The organism is Dietzia natronolimnaea (assembly GCF_002289575.1).
Lineage (GTDB): Bacteria > Actinomycetota > Actinomycetes > Mycobacteriales > Mycobacteriaceae > Dietzia > Dietzia natronolimnaea_A.
On record NZ_NTGA01000020.1, the window covers coordinates 1 to 22,882 of the forward strand.

The 22,882-nt window shown below is 69.4% G+C and carries 17 protein-coding genes and 2 pseudogenes; 12 read left to right on the forward strand and 7 right to left on the reverse strand.

The window, feature by feature from the left end:
• On the forward strand, nt 1–684 hold a 684-nt coding region (locus tag CEY15_RS11520), incomplete at its 5' end, for a transposase (RefSeq protein WP_217987103.1).
• A 688-nt stretch (nt 685–1,372) separates the two neighbouring features.
• Nucleotides 1,373–1,576, forward strand: a pseudogene (locus CEY15_RS11530) (ATP-binding protein); the annotation flags it as partial.
• 74 nt (nt 1,577–1,650) lie between these two features.
• On the opposite strand, the pseudogene CEY15_RS19120 reads toward CEY15_RS11530, so the two are convergent.
• From CEY15_RS19120 to CEY15_RS11545, 3 genes and pseudogenes are all read right to left on the reverse strand, one after another.
• A pseudogene (locus CEY15_RS19120) lies at nt 1,651–1,866 on the reverse strand (hypothetical protein); the annotation flags it as partial.
• A gap of 73 nt (nt 1,867–1,939) precedes the next feature.
• On the reverse strand, nt 1,940–3,598 hold the full coding sequence (pgi, locus tag CEY15_RS11540) for a glucose-6-phosphate isomerase (RefSeq protein ID WP_007626028.1): 1,659 nt from the start codon (nt 3,596–3,598) through the stop codon (nt 1,940–1,942).
• A gap of 122 nt (nt 3,599–3,720) precedes the next feature.
• A complete protein-coding gene (locus CEY15_RS11545; RefSeq protein WP_007626029.1) occupies nt 3,721–4,047 on the reverse strand; it encodes a chorismate mutase in 327 nt (108 codons plus the stop codon).
• A 46-nt stretch (nt 4,048–4,093) separates the two neighbouring features.
• On the opposite strand from CEY15_RS11545, the gene CEY15_RS11550 reads away from it, so the two are divergent.
• Both CEY15_RS11550 and CEY15_RS11555 read left to right on the forward strand, forming a co-directional pair.
• Nucleotides 4,094–5,530 carry an alanine/glycine:cation symporter family protein gene (locus CEY15_RS11550; protein WP_095718579.1) on the forward strand — a complete coding sequence of 479 codons (1,437 nt, stop codon included), beginning with the start codon at nt 4,094–4,096 and terminating at the stop codon, nt 5,528–5,530.
• Between the two features lie 39 nt (nt 5,531–5,569).
• A complete protein-coding gene (locus tag CEY15_RS11555) occupies nt 5,570–8,020 on the forward strand; it encodes a UvrD-helicase domain-containing protein (RefSeq protein WP_095718580.1) in 2,451 nt (816 codons plus the stop codon).
• 34 nt (nt 8,021–8,054) lie between these two features.
• Here CEY15_RS11555 and CEY15_RS11560 read toward each other — a convergent pair whose 3' ends face one another.
• Nucleotides 8,055–8,762, reverse strand: coding sequence for a M23 family metallopeptidase (locus CEY15_RS11560; protein WP_245847576.1), 708 nt, complete (start codon nt 8,760–8,762; stop codon nt 8,055–8,057).
• A 483-nt stretch (nt 8,763–9,245) separates the two neighbouring features.
• Here CEY15_RS11560 and sucC point away from each other — a divergent pair, with 483 nt between their 5' ends.
• The 6 genes from sucC (at nt 9,246) to CEY15_RS11590 (ending at nt 15,849) form a co-directional block, all read left to right on the forward strand.
• A complete protein-coding gene (gene sucC, locus CEY15_RS11565; RefSeq protein ID WP_017836267.1) occupies nt 9,246–10,412 on the forward strand; it encodes an ADP-forming succinate--CoA ligase subunit beta in 1,167 nt (388 codons plus the stop codon).
• Nucleotides 10,413–10,433: 21 nt separating this feature from the next.
• On the forward strand, nt 10,434–11,336 hold the full coding sequence (sucD, locus tag CEY15_RS11570) for a succinate--CoA ligase subunit alpha (RefSeq protein WP_017836268.1): 903 nt from the start codon (nt 10,434–10,436) through the stop codon (nt 11,334–11,336).
• 123 nt (nt 11,337–11,459) lie between these two features.
• Nucleotides 11,460–12,950, forward strand: a complete 1,491-nt coding sequence (locus CEY15_RS11575) for a cell division protein PerM (protein WP_245847578.1) — start codon at nt 11,460–11,462, stop codon at nt 12,948–12,950.
• Between the two features lie 60 nt (nt 12,951–13,010).
• A complete protein-coding gene (gene purN, locus CEY15_RS11580; RefSeq protein WP_095718583.1) occupies nt 13,011–13,634 on the forward strand; it encodes a phosphoribosylglycinamide formyltransferase in 624 nt (207 codons plus the stop codon).
• On the forward strand, nt 13,631–15,217 hold the full coding sequence (gene purH / locus CEY15_RS11585; RefSeq protein ID WP_095718584.1) for a bifunctional phosphoribosylaminoimidazolecarboxamide formyltransferase/IMP cyclohydrolase: 1,587 nt from the start codon (nt 13,631–13,633) through the stop codon (nt 15,215–15,217). Before purN ends, purH begins: the two co-directional genes overlap by 4 nt.
• A gap of 38 nt (nt 15,218–15,255) precedes the next feature.
• The gene (locus tag CEY15_RS11590; RefSeq protein WP_095718585.1) at nt 15,256–15,849 is read left to right on the forward strand and encodes a TetR/AcrR family transcriptional regulator; all 594 of its coding nucleotides are present in this window, start codon (nt 15,256–15,258) and stop codon (nt 15,847–15,849) included.
• Here CEY15_RS11590 and CEY15_RS11595 read toward each other — a convergent pair.
• Nucleotides 15,815–19,441, reverse strand: coding sequence for an indolepyruvate ferredoxin oxidoreductase family protein (locus CEY15_RS11595; protein WP_095718586.1), 3,627 nt, complete (start codon nt 19,439–19,441; stop codon nt 15,815–15,817). The genes CEY15_RS11590 and CEY15_RS11595 overlap by 35 nt on opposite strands.
• A 167-nt stretch (nt 19,442–19,608) precedes the next feature.
• Here CEY15_RS11595 and CEY15_RS11600 point away from each other — a divergent pair, with 167 nt between their 5' ends.
• Nucleotides 19,609–20,085 (forward strand): Lrp/AsnC family transcriptional regulator, encoded by a 477-nt coding sequence (locus CEY15_RS11600; protein ID WP_095718587.1) that lies wholly within the window; start codon nt 19,609–19,611, stop codon nt 20,083–20,085.
• 6 nt (nt 20,086–20,091) lie between these two features.
• On the opposite strand, the gene CEY15_RS11605 is transcribed toward CEY15_RS11600, so the two are convergent.
• On the reverse strand, nt 20,092–21,570 hold the full coding sequence (locus CEY15_RS11605) for an amidase (protein ID WP_095718588.1): 1,479 nt from the start codon (nt 21,568–21,570) through the stop codon (nt 20,092–20,094).
• Between the two features lie 131 nt (nt 21,571–21,701).
• Here CEY15_RS11605 and CEY15_RS11610 point away from each other — a divergent pair, with 131 nt between their 5' ends.
• A complete protein-coding gene (locus CEY15_RS11610) occupies nt 21,702–22,364 on the forward strand; it encodes a hypothetical protein (RefSeq protein ID WP_095718589.1) in 663 nt (220 codons plus the stop codon).
• A gap of 4 nt (nt 22,365–22,368) precedes the next feature.
• Here the strand turns inward: CEY15_RS11610 and CEY15_RS11615 are convergent, their stop codons facing one another.
• Entirely contained in the window at nt 22,369–22,659 is a 291-nt protein-coding gene (locus CEY15_RS11615; RefSeq protein ID WP_095718590.1) for a DUF1540 domain-containing protein, read from the reverse strand.
• Nucleotides 22,660–22,882 lie beyond the last annotated feature (223 nt).

A 22,882-nucleotide genomic window follows, 5' to 3' on the forward strand; every position in this document is an offset into this window, starting at 1 on the left:
CAAAACTCACACAATTATCTTGACAGGCTCGCCCGGATGGATCCCAAGGTCAAAATCAAAGCCGCGATCGCCAGCATCGAAGAGAAAGCCTGGAAGCCGATCGCCTACCCCAACGCCGTCTACGACCAGGCCGAGCAGCGCTGGATCTCCGACGCCGAGGTCGCCGAAGTGCCGTTCGTCGCGTTCACCGGTCGCCGCAAAAGCGAACATGTGCCGTGCCGACTGATCGTGCGAAGGGTCAAGCGCTTACAGCGACTGGAATCCGATGGCACCGCCCAGGGTGAGTTGTTCGCCGTGTACCGCCACCATGCGTTCATCACCAACAGCCTTCTGGGCCTCGTCGAGGCCGATCAGCGGCACCGTGATCACGCGATCGTCGAGCAAGTCATCGCCGAACTCAAAGAAGGACCACTGGCGCATCTACCGTCGGGAAAGTACGCCGCGAACGCCGCCTGGGTGGCGTTGGCCGTGATCGCGTTCAACATTGCGCGAGCCGCCGCAGTCGCCGCCGACCTGGCCAAATCCAGGTGGTCAAGCCTTCGCCGCAAGATCATCAAGATCCCGGGCCGGATCGCCACAACCGGGCGTCGACTCATCCTCCACCTACCCACCGACTGGCCCTGGGAAGAGGGCTGGCAGAAACTGCACGCCCTGGCGACCGGGCCGCCCGCCGCGGCGCCCTGACCACCAAAGCCCCCGGCGGGCAGAAACCTGGAAAGGACCCCACACGTGGAAAGGCCGGAGCAGACCGGCGGTTCCCACCTGCCCACTGAATCCCTCACGCCCCCGAAACCACGAACGAGCCACACGCGATCACCGACGGTGGATCAGGGCTCAGGCCTCCTCGAATAGGAAAAGACGGCGCGAATGCGCCGCCTAAGCCTCACCTTGAGCAGGCCATCCCCGGCAGGTCCCAGGAGTGCCGGGTCGCCGGAATGCGAGTACCGGATCGCCGGATCGCCGGACCAGGAGTGCCGACTGGCCCTACCCGCCAACTTCCTCCCTGACCTGCACAACTGCGACCTGCTGGTCCTGGACGACCTAAGACCACCCCGATGGCTCCACTGTCGGCGGTCGAGTTGCTCAACACCCTTGCTGCCAGAAGAGGGCGGGGCTCGGCTCTGCTGACCTCGTAGTCCGATCCGTCCGACTGGTACAAGTCGCTCTACGACGCGGTCATCGCCGAAACGATCTTCAACCGGGTCGCCGCCGACGCGAAGATCATCGCCCTCAACGGACCGGACACGAGACGGCACCTCGCCGCAAGGCCGTAGCCGGCCAAGCGGTCGGACGGGTGGACCGCTACCCGATTCCCGTCCGGCTGCTACCCGATCGTCAGAACCCCGCTATCCGAAATGCGTCCCTAACAGGCATGCGCAGCATGCTGCTCGAGCTCCTCGAGCGCCGCTACGGGCACGCCTCAACGGTGTTCTGCACGCAGTACGCCCAGAAGGACTGGCATCAGCGGCTCGGCTCCGGAGTCCACGCCGACGCCATCATGGACCGCATCGTCCACAACACCCTCTGGATCGAGACCGGAACCTTCAACATGCGCGAACACACCGCCGTGAACTAGCCACCGGATCGGCGCCCGAGAGCCGGTGGCTCCCACCCCATCGGCCACCGGCTCTCAAAGCCAATAACGGTGGCTCCGAACCTCAATACCCGGTGGCTCCCAAACCCTCGAATACTCACTGCCTTGAGCATCTCGGTCAACAAGCCGTCCTTGCCGGTCAGCTCCAGCCCCCGCGAGCGGGTCTCGGCGAGCACGTGATCGATCAGCGCATCCGAGAACACCTCCCGACGAAGCCCCGTAGATCGTGGCCATGGCCCAGAATCGCACGCGGGCGCACCGCGTGAGAGCACGCGGGCGCATCGCGCTGGAGTTCGCTGGCCCGCAGCGCGCGAGAGGAGATACTGGGCCGATACTGGGCGGGTGTCAGCGCCTGCCGCGGGCCTCGCGGTAGATCTCGACGAGGGAGTCGGTGGAGGAGTCGAAGGCCGGGTCGGGACGGGTGTCGACGGTGAGAGCGCTGAGCAGTTCGCCGGCCTGGGCCTTGCCCAGCTCGACGCCCCACTGGTCGAACGCGTTGATGCCGAGGATGGCGGCCTGGGTGAACACCACGTGCTCGTACAGGGCGATGAGCTGGCCCACGACGCCCGGGGAGAGCGACGGTGCGAGGATCGTCGTGGACGGCCGGTTGCCGGGCATCACCTTGTGGGGCGCGAGCGCTGGGTCGACGCCGTCGGCGAGGACCTCTTCCTCGGTCTTGCCGAACGCCAGCACCCGCGACTGGGCGAACAGGTTGGCCATCAGCAGGTCGTGCATGGACACCGCGCCCGGCTCACCCGGGAGGTAGGCGTCCAGATCCGCGCCCGGGCGGGCGATGCCGATGAAGTCGACCGGCACGAGCTGCGTGCCTTGGTGCAGGAGTTGGAAGAAGGCGTGCTGTCCGTTGGTGCCGGGCTCGCCCCAGTAGACCTCGCCGGTGGGGTAGGTGACGTCGGAGCCGTCGAGGCGCACCGACTTGCCGAGCGACTCCATGGTGAGCTGCTGCAGGTAGGCGGGGAACCGCTGCAGATCCTGGGCGTACGGTATGACGGCCTTGGACTGCGCCCCGAGGAAGCACGTGTACCAGATGCTCAGCAGTGCCATGAGGACCGGCGCGTTGCGCTCGGGTGTCTCGGTGGCGAAGTGCAGGTCCATCGTGTGGAAGCCCTCGAGCAGCTCGATGAACGCCGGCGGCCCCGCCGTGAGCATCACCGACAGCCCGATGGCCGACGGCACCGAGTAGCGTCCGCCGACCCAGTCCCAGAACTCGAACATGTTGTCCGCCGCGATGCCGAAGTCGGCGACCTTGTCGGCAGCGGTCGACACCGCCACGAAATGCGAGGCGATCGCGTTGTCGGAGCCCAGGGCATCGACGAAGTGCCGGCGCGTCGCGTGGGCGTTGGCCATGGTCTCCTGGGTGGTGAACGTCTTGGAGGCCACCACGACGAGGGTCGTGGCCGGATCGATCTCCGCGAGCGTGGCCGAGAGGTCGGCGGGGTCGACGTTGGAGACGTAGTGCGCGCGGATGCCGGCCGTCTGGAGCCCGCGCAGCGCACTGTCGACCATCACCGGCCCCAGGTCGGAACCCCCGATACCGATGTTGATCACCGTGTCGATCCGCTCACCCGTGTACCCGGTCCACTCGCCGGAGCGGACGCGGTGGGAGAAATCGGTCATGCGCGCCAGTACCGCGTGGACGTCGGCCACCACGTCCCGGTCGTCGACGACGAGCTGGGCATCGGCCGGGAGGCGGAGCGCCGTGTGGAGCACCGACCGGTCCTCCGTTGTGTTGATGCGGTCCCCCCGGAACATGGCGGCCCGCTGCGCCGGCAGTCGGGCGGCGTGGGCCAGATCGGTGAGGGCGGCCAGGATCTCACCGGTGACCAGGTGCTTGGACAGGTCCACGTGGAGGTCGCCCGCGTTGACCGTCATCCGGCGGCCGCGCTCGGGATCGGCGGCGAACAGCTCCCGCAGACTCACCTCGCCGATCGAGGGGACCAGGTCCTCCACCGCTGCCCACTGCTCCGTCGTGCTGATGTCGGTCATGACGTCGAGGCTAACCGGGAGTAACGGGGTGCCGCCGCCCGTTCCAGCGATGTGACCCCCGCAACTCCTCCCTGATCGGACCTCCCGACGTGAGCTGGGCGCCGGGGGAGTGACAGGTGCTGCTAGTGGCCCAGACGGCCCCGGCCCAGGCGCAGGAGCATGCCGGCGAGGGTCTGGCCCTCCTCACCGAGCGAGGAGAAGCGCTCGTAGACCTTGAGCTCGCGGGTGTGCACGAGCTTCGTCCCGCCCGACTTCATCCGCGTCCGGCCGATACGGCGGGAGATCTCGCTGCGGCGGACGATCGCGTCGAGGATCGTGGCGTCCAGCCGGTCGATCTCGAGCCTCAGCTCGCGGATCTCGGCCTCGGACAGTGGGTCGTCGGTGCCGGCGGGATCGGTCCCGGTGGGGTCGGTGCCGGCTGATTCCTGGCCGGCGGGGTCGGTGCTCATGGCTGAATTATCCCACTGCGCCCCGACAGCGGTGAAAGACCGTCTAATGTTTCCGCCCGTGGATGAATTCAACACGTTTCTCGCCGACATCGGATCGGTGATCTGGGGGCCGTATGTCCTCATTCCGCTGCTGCTCGGGACCGGCCTGGTCCTCACGATCCGTCTACGGATGTTGCAGTTCCGCAAGCTCGGCCCCGCCCTGCGGCTCGGGCTGCTCAAGCGGACCGACGACGGCGGCTCGGGTGACATCTCGCAGTACCAGGCGCTGACCACCGCGCTCGCCGCGACCGTCGGCGTGGGCAACATCGTCGGCGTCGCCACGGCCATCGCGCTGGGCGGGCCGGGTGCGCTGTTCTGGATGTGGATCACCGCGCTCGTCGGCATGGCGTCCAAGTACTCCGAGGCGTTCCTTGGGGTCCGGTACCGCGTCACCGACGCCCGTGGCGAGCAGTCCGGCGGCCCGCAGTACTACCTGCACCGCGGGTTCGCGGAGATCTTCGGCCGCGCCGGTGGCCGGGTGGGCCTGGTCCTGTCGATCGTGTTCGCGGTGTTCGCCGTGTTGGCCAGTTTCGGCATCGGCAACATGACCCAGGGCAACGCGGTGGCGACCCAGCTGGACAACTCCTTCGGCGTCCCACAGGTCACCACCGGGATCGTCCTGTTCGTCCTCACCGGCGCGGTGCTGCTCGGTGGCATCAAGGCGATCGGCCGGGTCACCGCCGGTTTCGTGCCGCTGATGATCGTGCTCTACATCCTGGGCGGAATCGTCGTGCTCGTCGTCAACGCCGAGGAGATACCCGCCGCGTTCGGCCAGGTCTTCTCGGAGGCCTTCACCGGGACGTCGGCGGTCGGTGGCTTCGCCGGTTCGGCGATCCTCTACGCCATCCAGATGGGCGTGGCGCGCGGCATCTTCTCCAACGAGTCCGGGATGGGCTCCGCGGCGATCGCGGCCGCGGCGGCCAAGACCACCCACCCCACCCGGCAGGGCCTGGTGTCGATGACCCAGACGTTCATCGACACCATCATCGTCGTGACGTTCACCGGTCTGGTGCTGGTGACCACGGGTGTGTGGCAGGAGGGCAGCGACAGCGCCGGGACGATGACCGCAGACGCCTTCGGCTCCGCGATCCCCGAGGGCGACAAGCTGGTCGCGGTGTCCATCGCGTTCTTCGCCTTCTCCACCATCCTCGGTTGGTCGTACTACGGCGAGCGCTGTATGGAGCGGCTCGTGGGCGCGCGCGGCGTCATCCCGTACCGCATGGTGTTCACCTGTGTGGTGTTCGTGGGGGCGGTCACCGAGCTCGAGGTGGTGTGGAACTTCGCCGACGTCATGAACGGCCTCATGGCCATCCCCAACCTCATCGGCCTCCTGGTCCTCTCCGGCCTCATCGTCCGTGAGACGCGCCACTACCTGGACAACGACCCCGGTCTGACCGCCACGGCGTCCCAGGTGAAGGAGTTCACGGGGGTCGGTCAACGCTGAGCCCGGGGTGTCGGACCGAGTGGGTAGATTGGACCCACGATGACCGACACCGCACACGCTTCCGCCCGACCGACCACGCCCCACTCGCTCCTCCTCGACGGGCTCAACCCACAGCAGGCCGCCGCGGTCACGCACCGCGGCGGCCCGTTGTTGATCGTGGCCGGCGCGGGATCGGGTAAGACCAGCGTGCTCACGCGGCGGATTGCTTACCTGCTGGCCGAGGGGGGCGCGCACCCGGGGCAGATCCTCGCCATCACGTTCACCAACAAGGCTGCCGCAGAGATGCGGGAGCGGGTGTCGGCGCTGGTGGGCTCCCACGCCGAGCGAATGTGGGTGGCCACGTTCCACTCGATCTGCGTGCGGATCCTGCGCGCCCAGTCCGCGCTCCTGGGTACCCGCAATTCCAACTTCACGATCTACGACTCGGACGATTCCCGCCGTCTGCTCGGCATGATCGCCAAGGAGCAGAATCTCGACATCAAGAAGTTCACGCCGCGGATGCTCGCCACGGCAATCTCGAACCACAAGAACGAACTCCGTGAACCGTCCGAGGCCATGGATCGTGCGCTGGAGGACTCGGACCGGACCGGGCAGACGGTGGCGACCGTGTTCACCGAATACCAGGCACGACTGCAGGCGGCCAACGCCTTCGACTTCGACGACCTGATCGGGGAGACGGTGGCACTGCTGCGGTCGCATCCGGAGGTGGCGGCCTACTACCGGCGCCGGTTCCGCCACGTCATGGTGGACGAGTACCAGGACACCAACCACGCCCAGTACATCCTCGTCCGCACTCTGGTCGGCGGGGCGGCCGGGACCGGGGACGACGCCGCGGCCGGGGTCGCGCCGGCGGAACTCTGTGTGGTGGGAGACGCGGACCAGTCCATCTACGCCTTCCGCGGGGCCACCATCCGCAACATCGAGGACTTCGAGCACGATTACCCGGACGCCCGGTCGATCCTGCTGGAACAGAATTACCGCTCGACCCAGACGATCCTCTCCGCCGCCAACGCGGTGATCTCCCGGAACCCGGGCCGGCGCGAGAAGAACCTCTGGACCGACGAGGGAACCGGCGAGTTGCTCGTGGGGTACGTGGCGGACAACGAACACGACGAGGCGCGGTTCATCGCCGGTGAGATCGATCGGCTCGTGGACTCCGGGGTGGTCGGGTACTCCGACGTGGCGGTGTTCTACCGGACCAACAACTCCTCCCGCGTGATCGAGGACGTGTTCGTCCGCCTGGGGTTGCCCTACAAGGTCGTCGGGGGCACCCGGTTCTACGAGCGCAAGGAGGTGCGCGACGTGGTCGCCTACCTCAAGGTTCTCGCCAACCCGGACGACACGGTGGCCCTGCGCCGCATCCTCAACACTCCGCGGCGGGGGATCGGCGACCGCGCGGAGGCCTGTGTGGTGGTCCACGCCGAACAGCGGGCCATCGGTTTCGGTGAGGCCCTGCGGGACGCCGCCGAGGGAAGGGTGGCGCTCCTGCCGACGCGCTCGGTCAAGGCGATCGCGGGGTTCGTCTCGCTGCTCGACGAGCTGCGTGGGCGGATGGCCGGCTCCGGCCACCCCGGGGGCGAGGACTCGGCCCCCGATGTCGGAGCCCTGGTGGAAGCCGTACTGGAGCGCACCGGATATCGCGCCGAGTTGGAGGCCTCCAACGACCCGCAGGACGCGGCGCGGTTGGACAACCTCAACGAGCTGGTGGGTGTGGGCCGGGAGTTCTCCTCCGAGGCCGCGCTCCAGCGGTCGGCGCGGGAGCAGGGTTTCGGCGACGCCGATCCGGACGGTCCGGCCAATCTGGACGAGGGGCTCGCCGAGCCCGGTTCGCTGGCGGCCTTCCTCGAGCGGGTCTCCCTGGTGGCGGACGCCGACCAGATCCCCGATCAGGACCAGGGGCAGGTCACCCTCATGACCCTCCACACCGCCAAGGGCCTCGAGTTCCCGGTGGTGTTCCTCGTCGGCATGGAGGACGGCCTGTTCCCGCACATGCGTGCTCTCGGCGATCCGGCGGAGCTGTCCGAGGAGCGGCGGTTGGCGTATGTGGGGATCACCCGCGCCCGCACGCGTCTCTACCTGACCCGCGCGATGATGCGCTCGTCGTGGGGCCAGCCCATGACCAACCCCGGATCCCGCTTCCTCGAGGAGATCCCCTCCGAGGCGATCGAATGGCAGCGCGAGGAACCGGTCGGCGGTGGAGGGTTCGGCGACTCCGACTCGTATGCGCCCCGACGCCGCTTCGGTGGTGGCGGCTCCGGTGGCGGGTTCGGCTCCGGTGGCGGACGCTCGTCCGGAATCCCTCGGGCGAAGTCCTCCGCGCCCACCCTGGAACTGGCGCCGGGAGATCGGGTGACGCACGACAAGTACGGGCTCGGAAAGGTGCTCACGTGCGATGGGAGCGGTCCGCGTGCCACGGCGACGATCGACTTCGGCGCGTCCGGGAAGGTGCGCCTGATGCTGATCGGGGGAGTCCCGATGCAGAAGCTCTAGTGGGGGCCTGCCGAGGGGGACTGGGCCGAGGGGGTCAGCTGCCGAAGGGGCTGGAGGTCGAACCCTCCACGCTTCCTGCGCCCGCGAGGTAGATGCCGTGCTGGGCCAACCAGATGACGGGGTCGACGTGCTGGGACCCGTCGAGCAGGACCTCGAAGTGCAGGTGCGAGCCCGTCGAGAAGCCCATGTTGCCCATGCCCGCGATCTTCTGGCCGGCGTAGACGCGCTCGCCCTCGCGGACGTCGAGTGACTCCATGTGGCCGTAGACGGTCATCGTGCCGTCGTCGGACATGATCCGTATCCAGTTCCCGAAACCCTGAGCGGGGCCGGAATCGATCACCACTCCGTCGGTGGCCGCGAGGATCGGCGTGCCGTTGGCGTTGGCGATGTCGATCCCCGCGTGCATCGCGCCCCAGCGCATGCCGAAACCCGAGGTGAAGGTGCCTTCGGCGGGAAGAGCCACCTTCGGACGACGTGCCTGCTCCTCGGCGATCTCACGCTGGGTGTTGATCTCCGTGCCGGCGTAGAGCATGGCCGACTGTGCGTTCTCCGCGGTCGAGTCGAAGGCCGAGACGACCACCGGCTCGGGGAGGGAGGGAGTCGCGGAAGTGGACGAGGACGGAGCGTCGGGCGTACCGGTCGCCGGGGCCGCCTCGCCGTTGGCGAGGAGGGCGATGTCGCCCGCCTCGGCGGAGTGGGTGCCCGCGACATCCATGACCGACCCCGCAGAGGCTGCTGACACGGCGGCTCCGGCGGCGACGGCCAGCACGGCAGCGCGGCCACGCAGTGCGTGGGGAGGTGAGGGGAGGCGGTGACGTCCCCCCGCGTGTGCACCGGATGCGGGTACAACGACAGGAGCCGCGGGTGGTACGTGCTGCGACTCGTTCTTCACCGGTGGCGTTTCCCCTCTGAGGTCGTGCTGTGATCTTTCCGTGATCAAGACGTCCACCAAGGTAACGGACCGGCAACGGCGCCGCAAGGTCATGCACCGCTGGCGTGGGAGGGGTGGATCACACTGGTGTGACTCCAGTGATCAAGGGGTTTGGAGTTAATTCTCGGGTCTCGAGTGGTGGTTTCGGTACCCGCATGGCCCCGCGCGCATGTGACCGGACACACACGGCTACCCCCAGTGTGCGACGGGCGACACACCCCGCGCCTAGGATGAGGAATGACTCGGCTTTACAACAGGGCCGGGCGAATCTACCCACGTCAAGATGGTGAGCTGATGGATCTCTTTGAATACCAGGCAAAGGCTCTTTTCGCGAAGCATGACGTGCCCACCACCCCGGGGCGCGTCGCTGACACCGCGGAGGAGGCCGAGAAGGTCGCGGCCGAGATCGGCAAGCCTGTCGTCGTCAAGGCACAGGTGAAGGTCGGAGGCCGCGGTAAGGCCGGCGGCGTCAAGCTGGCGGAGGACGCCGAGGAGGCCCGCGCCCGGGCCGAGGACATCCTGGGCCTGGACATCAAGGGCCACATCGTCAAGAAGCTGCTCGTCGCCGAGGCCAGCGACATCGCCGAGGAGTACTACATCTCCTTCCTCCTCGATCGCGCGAACCGCAACTACCTGGCCATGTGTTCGGTCGAGGGCGGTGTCGAGATCGAGCAGGTCGCCGAGGAGTCCCCGGACCGCCTCGCCCGCATCAACATCGATCCCACGGTCGGTGTCGACGAGGCCAAGGCCCGCGAGATCGCGAAGGCCGGCCACCTCCCGGAGGAGGTGCTCGACGCCGCTGCGGTGACGATCGCCAAGCTCTACGAGGTGTTCGTCAAGGAGGACGCCACGCTGGTCGAGGTCAACCCGCTCGTCCGCACCCCGAACGACGAGATCCTGGCGCTCGACGGCAAGGTCACCCTCGACGAGAATGCGGAGTTCCGCCACAAGGAGTCCTTCGAGGACTTCTCCGACGCGGGCACCACGGATCCGCTCGAGCAGAAGGCCGCGGAGAACGACCTCAACTACGTCAAGCTCGACGGGCAGGTCGGCATCATCGGAAACGGCGCCGGCCTGGTCATGTCGACCCTCGACGTCGTCGCCTACGCGGGCGAGAGCCATGGTGGCGTCAAGCCCGCCAACTTCCTCGACATCGGCGGCGGTGCCTCGGCCGAGGTCATGGCCAACGGTCTCGACGTCATCCTCGGCGACGAGCAGGTCAAGAGCGTGTTCGTCAACGTCTTCGGCGGCATCACCGCCTGCGACGCCGTCGCGAACGGCATCGTCAAGGCCCTGGAGATCCTCGGCGACGAGGCCAACAAGCCGCTCGTCGTCCGTCTCGACGGCAACAACGTCGAGGAGGGTCGCAAGATCCTCGCCGACGCGAACCACCCGCTCGTCACCCTGGCCGACAACATGGACTCCGGCGCCGACAAGGCCGCCGAGCTGGCCGCCAAGTAAGAAGCAGAGGACCTCACACACATGTCGATCTTCCTCAACAAGGACAGCAAGGTCATCGTCCAGGGCATCACCGGCGGCGAGGGCAGCAAGCACACCGCCCGCATGCTCGCGGCCGGCACCCAGATCGTCGGCGGCGTCAACGCCCGCAAGGCCGGCACCACCGTGTCCCACAAGGACGCGAACGGCAACGACGTGGAGCTGCCGGTCTTCGGCGGCGTCAAAGAGGCCATGGAGGCCACCGGCGCGGATGTGACGATCCTGTTCGTCCCGCCGCCCTTCACCAAGGACGCCATCATCGAGGCCGTGGACGCGGAGATCCCGCTCGCCGTGGTCATCACCGAGGGCGCGCCCGTGCTGGACACCGCCACCGCGTGGAACTACAACCTCGCCAAGGGTGGCAAGACCCGGATCATCGGGCCCAACTGCCCGGGCATCATCACGCCGGGCGAGTCGCTGGTCGGCATCACCCCGGCCAACATCGCGGGCAAGGGCCCGGTCGGGCTCGTGTCCAAGTCGGGCACCCTGACCTACCAGATGATGTACGAGCTCGCCGACTACGGCTTCTCGACCGCCATCGGCATCGGTGGCGACCCGATCATCGGCACCACCCACATCGACTGCATCGAGGCCTTCGAGAACGACCCGGAGACCAAGGTCATCGTGATGATCGGCGAGATCGGCGGCGACGCCGAGGAGCGTGCCGCCGACTACATCAAGGCAAACGTCACCAAGCCGGTCGTCGGCTACGTGGCGGGCTTCACCGCCCCCGAGGGCAAGACGATGGGCCACGCCGGCGCCATCGTCTCCGGCTCCGCGGGCACCGCGCAGGCCAAGAAGGAGGCCCTGGAGGCCGCGGGCGTCAAGGTCGGCAAGACGCCGTCCGAGACCGCGCAGCTCGCCAAGGAGATCCTCGACGCCCTGTGATCCGCCCGTGGTGGTCCGCAGGGGCCGCCGCGAGCACGCGCTGACCGACCCCCGTCATCCCGGATGGCGGGGGTCGCGGCGTGCCGGGGGTACCGCGGGTTGAGGGTTCTCTACGGTGGCAGCGTGAGCCCTCCACGTGTCATCCGGCCCGCCGCGAGACGGACCCCGGCGGGTGCCCGATCGTTGTTGTGGACGGCGGCTGCCGCCGCGCTGCCCGTCATCGTCTCCGTGCTGGTGCTGACGGCGCTCACCCTGGCCGTGCTGGTGTTCAGCGCCCGGGGGTTCGACTCGCTGTTCGCCGTGGTGGCCGTGGAGTGGTTGGTGGTCAACAGGGTGCCTCTCACCGTGGACGAGGTGTCCCTGGGCTTTCTGCCACTGTTGCCGCCGTTGATCTACGTGGCGGTGCTGGCCCGGCAGACCCGCGCCGTACTGGGCGACATCGAGGAGCCGGGGGCGCGCGAGGCCGGCGCGGCCGTGGCGGGGGTGACACTCGCGGGGTTGCTGATGACGGGGCTGGCGACCCTGCTGGTCGGCTCCGCGGGCTCGGACTTCGCCGTGAGAGAGTCCTCGTTGACCGCGGCACTGCTGTGGACGGTGGCGGTGGCGCTGTTCGGATCGGGGCTGGGGGTCTGGCTCTACTTCCGACGGGACCTGCGGGAAGTCCTGCCGGTGTGGGTGCGCGGCGGGATCCATCTCGGTGCTGCGTTCGTGGCGGCCGTCTGGGCGATCGCCGCGCTCCTCCTGCTGATCGGACTCGTGGCGGCGTGGGGGCCGGTGGGTTCGGTCCTCGAGATCGGGAAAGACTTCACGGGGACCGCCGCGCTCGCGGCGATATCCATCTCCTACCTGCCCAATGTCGTGATGGCCGCGGCCACCCTCGCGGTCGGCGGGGAGGCTCACCTCGGTGAGGCGTCGTACAGTCTGTTCGCCGTGTCCCGGGGTCCGATGCCCGAGGTTCCGCTCGCGGCGGCGTTGCCGACGACGGACCCGCACTGGGTGGTGCAGGGGCTCCTGCTGGTGACGGTGCTCGTGGCTGCCGGGCTCGCGCGCGCGGTCGCGCACTGGTTCCGCACCACCGCAGACGCGGTCAAGGCCGCGTGGTTGGCCGCAGCGATCGTCGCACTGGTGATGGTGCTCAGCCCGGTCGTGGCCGGTGGCGAACTCGGAGTGCTCGGCACGGTGGGCACCGGTTCGCTGATCGCCGCGGGGACCGGCCTCGCCCTGTTCGGTGTGATCGGGTCCGCGACGATCGCGCTGTCCCTCGCGGGCCTGACGCGACGCCGCGAGCGTGCGGAGAGCGAACTCGAGCGTCGCCGCCGCCGCGCCGGGGTGGAGGATGCCGCCGTGGCTGTGGCCGAGGCCGATGGCGTGGCGGAGGACCCGGCCGAGCCCGACGATGCCGCCGGGGCCGACGACGATGTCGCGGCTCAGGGCGATGAGGTGTCGGCCGGGGAGGATGACGGCACGGACCTCGCGCCTGCCGGCCCGGTCGCCGACGACCCCGCCGACGCGGCTGAGGGCGGTGCCGACGCGGGCGATTCCGGGACGGCCGAGGAGGGCCCCGAGGAGGGCCCCGAGGAGAGCGCTGAGGAGGGGCCGAGAGCCGCCGACTAGACTGCCACCCGAGCCCGGGAATGCGGCGGGCAGCTGGATCGACGGGCAGGAGCGTAGGACGTGGTCAGTGCCGAGTCCGGGGCCCCGTGCCGGGTCGTGCTCCTGGCCTCCGGTGCCGGGACGCTCGCGCAGAGCGTGCTGGACTCCGCCGGTGGGTCAGACTGCCCGTACCGAGTCGTCGGCCTCGTCTCCGATCGTCACTGCGAGGCCGTGTCGCGAGCCGAGGACGCAGGCCTGTCCACAATCGTCATCCGTCCCGCCGACCATCCCGATCGTTCGGCCTGGGACAGTGCGCTGACCGAGGCCGTGTGTGGGATGCGCCCGGACTGGATCGTCTCAGCGGGCTTCATGCGCATCCTCGGTGAGGCGTTCCTCGGGGAGTTCGCCGGCCGCGTGCTCAACACCCACCCCGCCCTGTTGCCCTCCTTCCCCGGTGCGCACGCGGTACGGGACGCGCTCGCCTACGGGGTGATGGTCACGGGATGTACCGTCCACCTGGTCGACGCGGGGGTGGACACGGGCCCGGTGGTCGCCCAGTGCGCTGTCGACGTGCTCTCCGACGACACCGAGTCCTCCCTCCACGAACGAATCAAGATCGTCGAGCGCGAGCTGCTCGTCGACATCCTCGAGGCCGCCGCCCGTGGCCGACTCCACATCGAAGGTCGAAAGGTGCACCTATCGTGACCGACTCCCGCAGGCCCGTCCGCCGTGCGCTCATCAGCGTCTACGACAAGACCGGGCTCGAGGAACTCGCCCGGGGTCTGGCGGCTGCCGGGGTCGAGATCGTCTCGACCGGTTCCACCGCCCAGCGCATCGCCGACGCCGGGGTGGCGGTGACGCCGGTCGACTCGCTGACCGGGTTCCCGGAATGCCTGGAGGGCCGGGTCAAGACCCTGCACCCGCGGGTCCACGCCGGCATCCTGGCCGACACGCGCAAGCCCGAGCATCTCGAGCAGATCGCGGATCTCGGTGTGCAGCCGTTCGAGCTCGTCGTCGTCAACCTCTATCCCTTCACCGACACCGTCGCCTCCGGCGCGGACTACGACGCGTGCGTGGAGCAGATCGACATCGGTGGTCCGTCCATGGTCCGCGCGGCCGCCAAGAACCACCCGTCCGTCGCGGTGCTGGTGGACCCGGCCGGCTACGGCGAGGCTTTGAAGGCGGTGGCCGCGGGCGGGTTCCCGCTGGAGCAGCGCCGTCGGCTCGCCGCCGCCGCCTTCCGCCACACCGGCGCCTACGACGTCGCGGTGGCCACCTGGATGACGGAGCAGACCTCGTCCCAGTCCCAGTCCCCGGAACAGTCCCAGAGTGGCGACGAGGAGTTCCCGGTGTGGCAGGGGCAGAGCCTCGACCTGGCCGCCACCCTGCGCTACGGGGAGAACCCGCACCAGCGCGCGGCCCTGTACACCGACTCCGCCGCCGCGCCCGGCCTGGCCCAGGCCGTGCAGCTGCACGGCAAGGACATGAGCTACAACAACTACGTCGACGGCGACGCCGCCTGGCGGTCCGCGTTCGACCACGCCGAGCCGTGCGTGGCGATCATCAAGCACGCGAACCCGTGCGGCATCGCGATCGACGCCGACATCGCCGCGGCCCACCGCGCCGCCCACGAGTGCGACCCCGTCAGCGCGTTCGGCGGGGTGATCGCCGCCAACCGCGAGGTGACCCTGGAGATGGCCGAGCAGGTGGCCGAGATCTTCACCGAGGTGATCATCGCGCCCTCCTACGCCGACGGTGCCGTGGAGATCCTGCAGCGGAAGAAGAACATCCGGATCCTCGAGGCGAACCCGCCGGCGCAGGGGGAACTCGAGCGCAAGCAGATCTCCGGTGGCGTCCTGGTCCAGGAGCGCGACTCGCTGGACGCCGACGGCGACGTGACCGCGGGATGGACCAAGGCCTGCGGCGACGACGCCGATGAGCAGACCCTGCGCGACCTGCTGTTCGCGTGGCGGGCCTGCCGCGCGGTCAAGTCCAACGCCATCCTGCTGGTGCAGGCCGGTGCGACCGTCGGCGTGGGCATGGGCCAGGTCAACCGCGTCGACTCCGCCCGACTCGCGGTGCAGCGCGCGGGGGAGCGGGTGGTCGGGGCCGTGGCGGCGTCGGACGCGTTCTTCCCGTTCGCCGACGGGCTCGAGGTGCTCGCCGAGGCGGGCGTGCGCGCGGTGGTGCAGCCGGGCGGGTCCGTCCGCGACGCCGAGGTGATCGAAGCCGCCGAGAAGGCCGGGATCACGATGTACTTCACCGGCGCCCGGCACTTCTTCCACTGAGCCCGCCGGAAACGGTGTCGTAGATAGCGAGGGGGCAGATGGACCAGCAGGACGCCGTGACGCTGACCCCGCGTGCCCGGGCCAAGGCCCGCCGCCGCGATGAGATCCTCGTCGCCGCGGCCCGGCTCATGGCACGGCGGGGCTTTCACGCGGTGCGCCTGGACGACATCGGCGCCGAGGTGGGCATCTCGGGGCCCGGCATGTACCGGTACTTCTCCTCCAAGGAGGACGTGCTCGCCGAGATGCTGCTCGACATCTCGCGCCGCCTGCGTGACGGTGGGCGCGCCGCGGTGAAGCAGGGCGGACACCCGGCCGAGGTGCTGGACGCGCTCCTGGGGGTCCATGTGGACTTCGTCGCGACCGAACCGGATCTCATCAGCGTGCAGTTCCGCGACCTCGGCGCACTGCCCGCTGGGCCGCGCCACGAGGTGCGTAGCCTGCAGCGCGAGTACGCCGAGATGTGGGTCGACGCTCTCATGGGTCTGCGCCCGGAGCTGCCCGCCGTGGACGCGCGGGCTCATGTGCACGCGGTGTTCGGACTGCTCAACTCCAGTCCGCGGCTGCCGTCCATGGCCGAGGCCGAACTGCGGCGCGTCCTCACCGCGATGGCGTCGGCGGCACTGCGGTCCTGAGCACGCTGAGCATCCGGGTGAGCTCCTCGCGGTAGCGCTCCACGTTGTCCAGCTTGACGTGTTCGTATCCGCGCACCATGTCGGGCAGGTCCGCCAGCGCGACGGCGGTGTCGTACCAGGCGGCATCCCGGCCGACGGGGCCCGTGCGCTGCAGGGCGGTGGTCAGGTGCCGGACCACATCGCGGTACTCGGCCAACAGCTCGCGCTCCACTCTGCGGACGTGGGCGTAGCCGAACACGTCGAGCGGGGTGCCGCGCAGGCGCTTCATCCGCGCCAGTGCCCTCATGGCGGGCATGGCCTTCGGGCCGATCGCGATCTTGCGCTTCATCCCCATCGCGCGCAGGGCCGGCGGGTGCAGCTTGAGCTTGGGGACGGCCCCCTCGCCCCACTCCTCGGTGAGTCGGGCCGCGAACTCCGGGTCGACGGCCAGCCGGGCCACCTCGTACTCGTCCTTGTACGCCATGAGTTTGTGCAGGTTCCTGGCCACCGTCAGGGTGAGCCGCTCGCCGCCGGTCCCGGACAGCGCCTCGGCCGCCCGCAGGTCTTCGACCCTGCGCACGTAGTCGGCCGCGTAGGCCTCGCTCTGGAAGCCGATGAGTTCGTCGCCACGCAGGGCGACGACCGCCCGGAGCTCGTCGGAGGCGTCCGGGCCCAGGCCGGTGAGCAGGCGGTGCGCGGCGGGGGACGGCTCGTGCAGGTCCGGAGTCGCCGTGGTCACCGGGCGGTGCAGATCGGCGACCAGCGCGCCGAGGGCCTTCGGGTCCGCGACGGCCTGGCGCCCGCGGCGGAACGCCTGCAGGTTCGCCGCCACCGCGACACCGTTGAGCTCGATGGCCCGCTCGATGGCCTGCGCGGAGATCGGTAGCGCCCCGCTCTGGTAGGCCGCCCCCACCATGAGCATGTTGGAGGCCTGGGTGGAGCCGAAGAGGTTCTCCGTGATCTCACCCGGGTTCAGGTAGACGCCCCGCCTCGAGGCCCGATCGGTGGAGGCCTGGATGTCGGCGCCGGACGGGTAGTGCACGGCGGTGTCGATCACCATGGAGCCCGTGGGGATCCGGGTGGTGGAGACGACCGCGGTGGTGCGGTCCGGGTGGGCGACCTTGAGGTTCGCGTCGTCCGCGCCCACGAGGCCGTCACAACACAGGTAGAGGTCGCAGTCGCCGGCGCCGATCTTCGGGGGTTGCTCGATCGGGGTCCGGGCCACCCGCACGTCGGAGACCACCGCGCCGCCCTTCTGCGCCAGTCCTGTCATGTCGAGGGTGCGGGCGGCGTTGCCGTCGAGCACGGCGGCGGTCGCCAGGACAGCGGACACGGTGACGATCCCCGTACCGCCGATACCGGTCAGGCGAAGTGAGAAGCCCCGGCCCGCGTCGACCTCGGCCCTGATCGGCTCCGGCAGGGCCGACGCGTCGAGCTCGGGCGCCGTCGCCACACGCTCGCTCCGTGTTCCAGGCACCACGGTGACGAAGGCGGGGCAGTCGCCTTCCAGGCAGGAGAAATCGAGGTTGCAGGTCGACTGGTCGATCCGGGTCTTCCGGCCGAACTCGGTCTCCACCGGATGGACCGACAGGCAGTTGGACTTCTTGCCGCAGTCGCCGCAACCCTCGCAGATGCGTTCGTTGATCACCACCCGTTCCGCCGGGGTGGGGTAGGTGCCGCGCTTGCGGTGGCGGCGCTTCTCGGCCGCGCAGAACTGGTCGTGGACCAGCACGGTCACACCGGGGACCGCGGCGAGCTCCTTCTGGACCTCGAGCGTGTCGCGACGGTCGCGGACCTCGATGCCGCGGGGCAGCCCCTGGGATCTCGTGGCCCTGACGTCATCGGTGGTGACGACGATCTTGGCGACCCGCTCCGCCTGAAGGAGTCGCAGGATCTCCGGCAGGGTCATCTGGCCGACCGGGTCCTGGCCACCCGTCATCGCGACCGTGCCGTTGTGGAGCAGCTTGTAGGTGATGTTGTCGCCTGAGGCCACGGCCGCGCGGAGGGCGAGCGAGCCGGAGTGCATGAACGTCCCGTCGCCGATGTTTTGCACCAGGTGGTTCTCGGTCAGGAACGGGGCCATACCGGTCCACTGAAGGCCCTCGCCGCCCATCTGGGTGACCCCGGTGACCGTGCCGACCTGCTCCTCGTCCATCAGAAGCACCATCGCGTGGCAACCGATGCCACCGCCCACGAGCGTTCCGTCCGCCACCTTGGTGGAACTGTTGTGCGGGCAGCCCGAGCAGAAGTAGGGGGTGCGGGTGGTGGCCAAGGGCAGGGCGATGCGCGCGCGGCCCCGGCCGGGGCCGTCGAGCCATGCGAGCGCCGACTCGATCCCGTGGACGCGGCCGAGCCGCTGCGCCAGACCGCGGGTCACGGCGTCGACGTCGAGTTCGCCGAACCGGCTGAACAGCGTGGAGCCGTCCTCGTGGGTCTTGCCCACGACATTCGCGACGTCCGCGCGTCGGAAGTGGATCTCGCGGATCATGGTCTCGATGAAGTCCCGCTTCTCCTCCACCACGATCACCTCGTCGAGGCCGGACATGAACTCGTCGAGGACCGAGCGCTCCATGGGGTAGACCATGCCGAGCTTGAGGATCCGGATGCCGCGCCGGGCGAGTTCGGAATCGTCCAGACCCAGCCTGCGCAACGACTCGCGGACGTCGAGGTAGCTCTTGCCTGCGGCGACGATGCCGATCCGGTCGTCGGTGGTCGACTGGACGATCCGGTTGAGTCCGTTGAGCCGTGCGTATTCCAGCGCCCGCGGGATGCGGGTGGTGAGCTGGTTCTGCTCCAATTCCATGAGGCTGGACCCGAGCAACTGGCCCGAGGGCACGTGGGGGCTGGTCCCCAGGTCGCCGTAGACGGGCAGGATCCGATCCGGGTCGACCAGCGCCGTGGACGACGCGTCCGCCACGTGCGACGAGATCTTCACGGCCGACCACAGGCCCGAGACGCGGGAGAGGATGGCCGCGTGGACGCCGAAGTCCAGCACGTCCTGGGAGTCCGCGGGATAAAGCGTCGGGAGATAGAGGTCTGCCAGCGCGAGCTCCGACGAACAGGGCACCGTCGAGGACTTGGCCCCGGGGTCGTCTCCGACGAAGGCCACCGCACCCCCGTGAGGGTCGGTGCCGATGAGGTTGGCGTGGCGGATCGCGTCCGTGGCGCGGTCCAGGCCGGGGGCCTTGCCGTACCAGTACCCGACGACGCCCTGCAGGGGCGCGCCGCCGGTGTTGGCGGTCGCGCGAAGGGTGCCCGTGCGTCGCGCGAGTTGCGACCCCATGACGGCCGTCGCGGCGGCCTCCTCGTTGAGGGCGGGACGATGGACCACGTCGAACGGGTCGAGGAACGTCCCGCGCCTGGCCAGCTCGAGGTCGTAGCCGGCGAGTGGGGAGCCCTCGTACCCACTGACGAGACTGGCGGTGAGCAGGCTCTGCCGGCGGTCCAGGCGCGCGCGGTCGCGGACCGTGCGGACCAGTGCCTGGATGCCGGTGAGGAACACCGTCCCGCTCTCCCGCGTGTAGCGGTCGGAGAGGGAGAACGAGGTGGCGTCCGCCCGCGGGTCACGCGGGTCGTCCTGGGTCCCGCTCGTGGGTCCGAGAAGAGAGGTCATCGGTCACACCTGGCCTTCGAGAGAATCGAGATACGACTCCAGGCTAGGCGCGCTCGTGATGCGCGTCACGTGGTCAGTGTTGTGCCGAACAGGGTGTGCACTCCGGCGCCTCTGGGGCGTAGGTCGTTAGGCACCGTGTTCAACGGATCGCACCTTATGATGGGCACATGGAATCGGCTCCCCACGCATCTTCCGCTCTGGACCGCACCGACCGACGACTCCTGAAGGTCGTCCTGGCGGACCCCAGGGTCGGGGTCCGCGAGTTCTCCCGCCGCCTCGGGGTGGCGCGAGGGACCGCACAGGCCAGGCTGGACAAGCTCGAGGCCCGGGGAGTGATCGCGTCGTGGGCGCCGACCCTCGATTCGGCGGCGCTCGGGTACCCGCTCTCGGCGTTGGTGCACATCCAGATGGCGCAGGCCGAGCTGGAGGCGACCTGTTCCGGGCTCGCCGAGGTACGAGAGGTGCTCGAGGTGATGAGTGTGGCGGGGGAGTTCGACGTGGTCTGCCGGGTGGTGGCCCGCGATCACGCGCATCTCGAGGAGGTCTTCAGCGCCATCATCTCCACGCCGGGCGTCCTGCGGACCCGCACGGAGGTGGTGCTGCGCCGCCGGGTCGGCCCGCGGGTCGCCCAGCTCCTGGACTAGTGAGTGTCACTCCCAGATGCGGTCGAACGGGTAGGCCTCCTCGTACTCGGAGGCGAGTTCGAGTAGTAGGCGGTCGTGACCGATCCTCGACGACAGGTGCACGCCGATGGGCAGGCCGTCCGGAGCCCGACCGGCCGGGAGGGAGACGGCGGGCGACCCCGCGATGTTCTGGAGGGGGGTGAAGGTGACCCAGTCGGACACCCTCTGGAGGTGGGTCTCGTAGTCCAGGTCCGCGTCCAGGTACCCGACCTCCGGGGTCTCGTGGTTGACCACGGGGTTGAGGTACACGTCGAGATCGCCGAACGCCGAGTCGAACCGTCGCCTGGCCCGATAGAGGCGGAACAGGTGCACCGGGAGCGAGGGCAGGGACCGCCGGGCCATCGCGGCGAGGCCGATCGTGAACGGGTCAAGCCGATCCGCCGCGAACTCGGGGCTGAACATGCCCCGCCCACCGGAGGACGTGGCCAGCGCGAGCAGGCCCCAGTAGGCGATGAAGTCCTCGCGGAACGAGGACGGGACCGGCGCGGGCGTCGGCACGATCTCGTGGCCCAGCGCCTCCAGCTGGTCGGCGGCCTTCCGCAGCACCGCCAGGGTGGCGGCATCGGTCGGATCGCCCGCGGGACTGTGCTCGACCAGGCCGATGCGCAACCGCCGGGTGGGTGTCGGCGAGACCGCACCCAGCGGCGGGACCCCCACCGGACGGTGCCCGGCCTCGAAGGCGGTCAGGAAGGCCACCGTGTCGCGCACGGACCGGGAGACCACGGACTGGGAGATGATCGGGATCGGCATGTTCGCCGAGAACTCCTCGTCGGGGTGCCTGCCGCGACTGGGTTTGAACCCGACGAGCCCGGTGACCGCCGCAGGGATCCGGATAGAGCCGCCACCGTCGTTGGCGTGGGCGATCGGCAACGCGCCGGCGGCCACGAGTGCGGCGGATCCTCCCGACGACCCCCCGCTGGTGCGGCCGGTGTCCCACGGATTACGGGTGACGAGACCTCCCTGCCGTTCAGTGGCGGCGGTCCAGCCGAAGGGTGGCATCGCGGTCGTTCCCAGCGGGATGAGTCCGGTCGCACGGAACAGGGGTGCGTAGGGGCCGTCGTGGAGGGCGGGCTGGGTGGGCACCGCCGAGGATCCGAGCGTCATGGGCAGGCCCTCCACCCGGACCGCGTCCTTGAATGCGGACGGGACGCCGGCGAGCGGGGCCGACAGGTGGGAGTCCCGGACCCAGGACGCCCGGTGACGCGCGCGTTCGTAGTCGGTGTGCACTAGGGCTCCCAGTACGGGGTCGACCGCTGCGCACCGATCGATGGCGGCCTCGATCAGCTCCGTGGGTGAGACCTCCCGGCTGCGGACACGTTCCGCGAGGGCCGAGGCGTCGTCGTATCCGAGCGCGTCGTCCCGGAAGGCGTGCACCCGGCGCGGCATCTCGGTGGGGGAGAGGGCGGGGCCCGGGTTGCCGGTGGCGTCGGTTGTGGTGTCGGTCACGGCACCACTCTAGGGCCTCCGCTTGACAGCGACCGGGGGACTCAGGCACTTTAGGGGTACCTAAGTTAGGCGAGGGTCACCTAAACCTCGCCGTCGAGACCTCGCCGTAGGCGACCCGTGGAGGGTGAACGATGGCACCGAATCCGATCGAGAACGGCGCCCGACGACTGCTGGACGGGTCGGGCGTCGCCACAGTCGCCGTCCGGGGGACCCGGAACCGCTCGGATGTGATGGTCTCCGCACGGCACCGCTGGGTCGGTGGTGGTTCCATCGTGGTCACCGGGGCTCCCGCACCGTGGTCGGGCCTGATCGTGGAGCCGGGGTCGTCGGTCGAGGTGGTCGTGATGATCGACGAGTTCGCCCCCATCGTGGAGGCGAAGGTGCACGTGGCCAGCCTGTACGGTTTCGGGGTCGCGCGGTCCGCGCGCCAGGGTGAGGGCTGGGTCGTCGAGATCGAGATCGACCTCGGTGACCTGCAGGTGCGTCGGCTCGGGCACCAGGGGACGGTCCACGCGCGCGACCTGGATTCGGTTCCCTCGGACCCGCTGGCCGCCGAGGCGGCCGGCCTCGCGGACGAGATCCGGGCGCGCTTCGGAGAGCACCTGGCGATCCTGGCCGGGTCGGGCGACCCGGCTCATCCGCCGTTCGTCCTGGGCGTCGACCCCGATGGCCTGCACCTGCTCACCGCGCTCGGGCGCGACGCCGATGTCGTGCACCTGCCGTTCATGACTCGGGCGCAGAGCCTGGGGGACGTGGTCCGCGAGATGGGCCAGTACGTGGCCCGGGCGAGCTGAACCCCTAGGCCGGGGAGTAGGTCAGGCAATCGGCGGTGTCGGCGCCGAAGCCGATCTTCACTGATTCCGCCGAGCAGAGCAGATCCTTGTTGTGCGTGCACTCGACGCGCTGGCAGGCGCCGACGTGTGCGGTCGCCGTGGGCAGTCCGCCCCGCACGTCGAGCGAGATGAACGTCCCACACTCGGCGTGGTCGGGTGATCCCGCCACGGTGATCGCCGGTGCCGTGCAGTCGGCGTCGGCGTTGAACGAGCACGTGGTGACGGTGCAGTTGCTGATTCCGGTCAGAGTGGCCATGTCGGGTGCTCCTCGTGTCGGTGAGTCGATCCGGTCGGTGTGCCGATCCGGTCGGGTGCCACCGAGTCAACCCCCGATCGCGCCGACTTGCAAGCAAGGAGAGCCTGTGCTAGGTCAGGTTAGCCTTAGCACCTGACCTGCTCTTTGCTCCGGGTTCATCCGTGATCTCCCGGCCGGTCATGCCGCGCTGTCGAGCGCTCGTCGGCCCGGGTCGTGCCCCCTT